At 57.4% G+C, this 6,096-nt stretch carries 4 protein-coding genes; 2 read left to right on the top strand and 2 right to left on the bottom strand.

Annotation, left to right across the window (positions count from 1 at the left end):
• Positions 1–645: 645 nt before the first annotated feature.
• A complete protein-coding gene (locus IVB42_RS42275; protein WP_338014018.1) occupies positions 646–951 on the top strand; it encodes a hypothetical protein in 306 nt (101 codons plus the stop codon).
• Positions 952–2,624: 1,673 nt separating this feature from the next.
• Here the strand turns inward: IVB42_RS42275 and IVB42_RS13190 are convergent.
• Entirely contained in the window at positions 2,625–3,104 is a 480-nt protein-coding gene (locus IVB42_RS13190; RefSeq protein ID WP_240543874.1) for a hypothetical protein, read from the bottom strand.
• 712 nt (positions 3,105–3,816) lie between these two features.
• Here IVB42_RS13190 and IVB42_RS13195 point away from each other — a divergent pair.
• Complete coding sequence (locus IVB42_RS13195) at positions 3,817–4,071, top strand: H-NS histone family protein (RefSeq protein ID WP_346732219.1); 255 nt, start codon at positions 3,817–3,819, stop codon at positions 4,069–4,071.
• 1,132 nt (positions 4,072–5,203) lie between these two features.
• Here the strand turns inward: IVB42_RS13195 and IVB42_RS13200 are convergent.
• Positions 5,204–5,452, bottom strand: coding sequence for a hypothetical protein (locus tag IVB42_RS13200; protein ID WP_158091481.1), 249 nt, complete (start codon positions 5,450–5,452; stop codon positions 5,204–5,206).
• Between the last annotated feature and the right edge of the window lie 644 nt (positions 5,453–6,096).

Below are 6,096 nucleotides of genomic sequence, written 5' to 3' on the forward strand. Positions count from 1 at the left end.
CTCGCCTGGCTCAGAGAACTCTTGTGCCTCTTCCTGATCCAGCTATCGCATACGCTTGCCTGTCCGCTCCCGCTCAATTCGGCTTCTTAACGGACGACGGTCTAAGCTCGTGAGAGCAACGACTAAAACGACCGGTGTGACCGGCGGGTCATTTTTCCACTTTGACAAGATAAATCGACCGCACGATGCGGCGAGCTGACTGAGACGATCATGCGTGATCGCGCGCCGCTTCTCATCAGCTGTTAGGTTCTCGCGTCAGTCAAATCGTGACGAGAACAATAATAATTGCGATTTCAACCAGTAACACCGCTGCTGTCATGGTGGGGACGATAAAAACGTAGCCATGCGGAGGATGATCCGCCTCACCATCGGCCAAGAAACGGCCCCTCACATCTCATGGCGTAAGCAGGGGCGGGATGCGGGAGCCGTTTCTCGGTGGCCAGACGCGTTCGTCCGGCGCCAGGCACTCTCAAATTAATTCTATTTTAAATATTGGTCAACATTTAAACTGGCATTATATTATTTATTTATTTAAAAATGGCCTCGTGCTTTAAAATCGCCCAGCTTGCCTTAGAGCGAGCGCATCCGTCGTTCCCCATCCTTTGCTGCCTCGCAAGAGAGCAGGACGTATCCCCGGACAAACGCGTGCCGGCCGCTATCGCGCATGGCACGGATTGGATCGAGCGTTACCCATGGATTGCCGCGGCCGCTCTGAAGAACCGCCAGAAGCACTTCGTCGTCGAGGGTGAGGAGGTAGTGCTTGGCGTCGATGACGTTTCCGATTTCAACGCCCTGCACTCTCTGCCAGGCAGCTTCAATTTCCCGTCTCCGTTGGATTTTTTCAAAGATCCGGTGGCTATGGGCAAGCAGATCCTCGCGCAGTTCGACCCGTCGAAGATACTCCCGAAGGCACCGAATCTGTCGATGCCTGACCCCGCCCAACCCTACTGAAGCGGGCCGCGACCTGGACCAGGCTCAATTGCGCTTTCAGCACGAGGACGAGAAATTGCTTCCTCGCTTCTAGTCAGGCAAAACGGCCTCGGGACTTAATGGGGCGGTTTCTGCATCCAGGCTCGTTTGTTTTAGGTTACTGACCCCTCGATAAATCCCCGGCTCCATGCCTATGAACTCACTTCGGAGAACGACACGTATGGCGCACGAACTGCGATTTCTCTTTCTCCACGAGATCACGCAGGAGCAGCCCACTGGAGAGGTTCCGAAGCACGACCCAATCCCGCTCCTGATACTCTTTCTTGATCCTCCCAACCGTGTTTGCTGCAAAGTCTTGCGCAACCCGTTGGCTCCTTCGCTTAGGCCGCCCACATACGCTATGATGAGAACTGTCGGAGCGAAGCCCAGCAGGCACGCGACATCTATTGCTTCTGACCCTGTTGATGCTGTCTTGGTTGTCATCACCTTGAAAGCCAAAGAAAGATAACTGTCTCGGTAGCCGTCGCACGTGCCCTGGAGGGCGGCGAGAAGAGTCCTCGGCTAGGATTTCTGACATTGCGATGCTCGCGCATGAAGCTTCGCATCTCGTGCTGCCGTCCCGTGCAGTCTCGTTCGCTTTACCGCGCAGCGGGGGTCGGCGAGCAAGCATTCGAAATCGATGTGAAGCTTAAACCGAAAGCAGTTCCCGGTCGGCTTACAAATGGAACCAAATGACCGCCATTAAATGAGAAATTTGATTATGTCATATAATCATGATGACTCCATCGCAAAAACAAAAAATATGTTGGGGGAAAACATGGGAGGTTGAAATGGAAGCTGCCCGCCGCCTGCGTGCAATGGCGCTGCTGTGCCGACAGACTGCCGCACTCCAACCTGAGAGAAGCTGGAAACTGCTTGCAGAGGCAGAGTACTGGGAGCATCTGGCGGCTGCGGCTTCAGCTCATTGAGCTTCGGTGGAGTATTCTTTAGCTTTCGCTTTTCGTCGACTTCTTACTTCAAATCATTTCTGAGGCATGTGATGTCGAGTACGCGTCAGATTTTTTCTAGTGCTGTTCTGAATGAACGGCACCAGGCGCTTCTGGAGGAGCTTAGAGAGGTGGAAAAGCTTCGAAGTAAGCTCCGACATGTAGAAGCAAGAACAAGAAGAAAGCGTACCAAAGCGAGCGGCAGAGCAAGAGCCGTTTAGAGACGGCCGGGACCGCAGTAGCGAGCCCCGGTGACGACGTCGCTGCGACATGTCGGCAACCAGCCAGGCCGCGGTGCCTCACAATGCTCGAACTAACTCGGCGGCGAGACCGGCCGTCTATTCAGGATCGCGCGTTAGCTCCGACCTTCATTCGACGTTGCACTTCGGAACACAGCAACGAGTCGATCGCCTTGCCAAAGCTCAACGTCGTGCTCGTCATGCATTTGCTCGGCTCGGCGTCTCGCCGCCTGCTCGTCAATGCAGTCGAGCTTTGCAGCGCAGATCAGTTGCCGGCTGCCGTCCACCACGAACACCTTGTACCGCATAATGCAGTCCGATCCCAAAGGCGACCGTCATCGTACTCGAATGTCCGTCTAAGCCGGTGCCAAACTAGGCGTGGCGTACGGAATCTTTGTACGTGTGGCAGTTCGGCTATACCGGCTCGTGGAATCCATTGATTGCGCGGCGGATGTACCTCGCATCTAAGCTAACGTAATCTCCACGCATGCCGAAGCGTGCGGCTCGAGCTCAAGAGCGAGAGGCCACCAAGCGTCATCAGCAGTACACCGAACCAGGCCGTCCAGCTGCGCGCTTCGCCGTGCGCCTCTGCAGTGCGCGCGCCCAGCGGCATATCTTGAGGTGCGTCGGCGAGAAGCTGCCCAACGTCGACTTGGCCCGGCACGGAGTGTTCGGAGGTGATCTGGTTGGGAAGATCGACAATGGGGGCCGCCGACCCCGTGCCGAGATTGGAAGCGGCATCAGCTACCTTCATTTCGGGTACAGGCGGCTGAGATTGCTCGGGCGGTGCGGAGCGCAGCACCTCCGCGCGCGCATCAACGACCGCGCTCCACCTCGTCCCGTTCTCGTCCAAACTGGCGCTGCGGTCTTTGGCCATGCGAGCCCGAATGGGCTTCTTCACCGTCGCGATGCCCTCGGCCAGGAACCAGCATTTGCGGCGACCGTCCATTCGGTAGACCCAATGCTGTCCACCAGTGGTCGAGGTACCGGGACGCGGCACGCATTCGGCTTGCGGCGGAGAGGTTACCGTGGGTTGGGGCGTAGCAGTATTGAAGAAGTCGGCAAGAGGGTTGGCAGACGCAGGCGCCGCCGATAAACCTCCGACAAGCACCAAACTGGCGAAGTATAATCGCAAATGACCGGACATCGAAAACTCCCGGGTGCGCCCCACCCCCGCTCGAACCTTAGCGGCGACAACGGCTCCCATGCGGCTTAAATCGGGCGGCGCGATGAATTAATTAATTGTACTCTTGGCTACCTGATTAATATGCCGGTCACGAGGCAGCGCGATTCATCGAGCCGTCCGCGCCGCCGTCCGGTCGATCGCCATCTTTGCGCTCGTCCCCGAGCACGAAAGCGCAACTGGCCGAGGGTGAGTTTGTGGAGGTCACGAGACGTGGCTACCCCGCGCGGCGATTTAAATACTCCGCCACGATATTACCACTGTCGCGCCTTTCTCCCTGCTACCTCTCGTATTAAATGTGGATTGCATGATCAATATTTAACTGAGGGCTTGTCTGCTCCCGGATTCCCGACTTGTCTGCCTGGGCCTTCTGCCCAAGATTAGGGATGGAGCCATGAACACCGCGCATTTCAATTCGCTCTCCGTTGACGAGCTCTGGATATTTCACCAAGAGGTCGCCGCCAAACTCACTCAGAAAATGTTGGTGCAAAAAGCACATTTGGAGGAACGGCTCCACAGGATTGGACTGGCCAACGAGGCCACGCGGTTCAATCGCGAGCGCCGTCCATACCCGCCCGTTCGTCCCAAATATCGCAATCCGAAGAACCCGGCGGAGACATGGTCGGGTCGCGGCAGGCTGCCTCGATGGCTGCGGCCGCAGCTTCGAGCCGGCCGAAAATTGGACGATTTCCTGATCGATCGGGCTTCAGCCGAAAAGCGGCAGACCAATTGAGCGCGCGTTGCGGCATTTTGGGATGGAAATGCTGGCGCCTGTTCCCCACTGGCTCTGAGCTTCTCACATCATCGTTGAAGCGCGGGTCATAACCATGCTTCGAGGCATGGCCATAGCGAGAGCGCTGGGCTGATGGTCTCGCTGAATCGCTCGGGGGGCCCGCGGCGCAGTGAGGACATCGACGAGAATCTCAAGCACGCGATGGCCGTGTCTAGTTGTCGTGCCCTCTGAAGTGCCGCCTAACCGCATTCCACGCTCGAAGGACTGGAAGGATGAGCACGATGAAAAGAACCCTGATTGCAACCGGCCTCATTGCGCGCTGCAGGAGTGGTGGGTCGTGATCGTCCGAGCGACCGGCCGTCGTGTTAATCGTCACCGGAGATGGAATTCCTGCTCGCCGAGTAGGTGACGGTCTGCGCGAGGGCAGGACAACTACAACGAACAGAACGTTCACCAGTAGCCATATTCCCACGATGAGAAGGGCAGTACGCACGAGGACCGACCACGGTTGGATCCAGAATCTGCCGAGGTTACTCCTGCCTCATACCCGGCACGCAACCGGCAACACTGCGTTCGCGGACGGAGCCGCTTCAGCGCAGCCGGCACATTTTCGCATCTCCCCGAGGCCGTTGGGCCCCGAGCGCTTTGCGAGCGTCCAGGATCGCTCCCAGCCTAGTCGGGCGCAACACTCGCGTCTGTGCGCTTTCGAACATTCATGCCCCCTTCAGGTATGCTAGTTCTATGCATCATCCGGCGAGAGCCGGACAGGGATGGCTCATCGGCCAAGACGGCCGTCCTCAGCCCGCAATCCCTGAACAGGGGCTGGGTCATGGAGCGTGGCCCAAATATCGCAGCACGAAGAGCGGCGAATTTGGCGGTCCGCATAGAACCAGTATCGAGTTTCGGCAGTTGACTCCGGGTGGATCCGAACAAGCAAACTGATTTGTTCGGGCCAAGGATAAGTTTAAAAGCTAAGCCGGCACACATGAAGGACCTCCGACGACGTTTGGAAAAGGTCCGCGCTGACGCCAGAGAGTTTATGCTGATGAGCCAGCAAGCGACGGACATAGAAAAGCGCGAGCTGTTTAAGCGCTTGGCGGATGAACTCGCCTTCGAGGCTCTCGAGCTTGAGCTAATCGTCAAGAAAAATGAGCGAGCTAATCCGTGCGACCAGCACGAGGTCGTGGAGTTTAAGCCGCCCTCTCAGCGAACGCGTGGCTGATGCGGAAGAGGTCAAGCCGGCTAGATCGGCGTGACAACGGAACTTTGCGCATGGCTCCGCCAGCGAACGCTGCTCCGCCTTCGCCGCATCGCATTGCGGTTGGGAGGGGCCCAATCCGGAAGCGGTGATGTCATTGTACGCCGCCAGCAGTTCATCCATATGGTCCTTCCGTCGATTTCGAAGAACAGCGGGGTTTCAGGCAAGGCGCCGAGGCTACGGAAGTGGTCGACTATTTCTCGGTGAACCTCGATCGCAGCCCACGCGAAAGCTGAAGGGACCGGACCTGCCTCGGTAGAAGGAGGAAGCGTTCCCATGCGTCCGAGCCGGTCGAACTCGGCCGCCCGTTCTTCAGGCCCGCTGTCCCGCATCGCCCGCTTGTGGCATCGACCTGACTTTCAGAAAGTTCGCCGCGCTTTCGCGGCTGAGACAATCCGTACGAGCGCTCGAACCGCTGCCGTCAGAGTACAACATCGTAGAAGATCGTACTTTAGCGTACAAAGTCGTTGCCATGTTGGTGGCGATACGACTCGAATCCCGACCCGAACATTCTGGTTTTGGTTCTGCATCAACGGTATCTTTCTGCGGCAGACAGAACAGATCGTCCGTTTTGCCCGCTGCAATAGCCCCGCACGTCCGAACAATCCTTGCACCGCATGTAACGCTCCAACTCGTGGATCGGCGTCGTCTTCGTTCGTCGCACGACTGCGCTCACACCGTCTAATGGGACGTAAGCTCTGACAGATTGCGACGCGCGCAAGCAGGAGCCAGCGTGCAGCTTTAAACGTTTATGGGCGTGGATCGAT

It is taken from the genome of Bradyrhizobium sp. 45 (assembly GCF_023073155.1).
In the GTDB taxonomy this organism is placed as follows: Bacteria; Pseudomonadota; Alphaproteobacteria; order Rhizobiales; family Xanthobacteraceae; genus Bradyrhizobium; species Bradyrhizobium canariense_D.

What these genes read in the sequence shown, in the direction of transcription:
- IVB42_RS13190 (WP_240543874.1), bottom strand. Translation starts at nt 3,104, where the DNA reads ATGGACGGTCGCCGCAAATGCTGGTTCCTGGCCGAGGGCATCGCGACG.
- IVB42_RS13195 (WP_346732219.1), top strand. Translation starts at nt 3,817, where the DNA reads ATGTTGGTGCAAAAAGCACATTTGGAGGAACGGCTCCACAGGATTGGA.
- IVB42_RS13200 (WP_158091481.1), bottom strand. Translation starts at nt 5,452, where the DNA reads ATGGATGAACTGCTGGCGGCGTACAATGACATCACCGCTTCCGGATTG.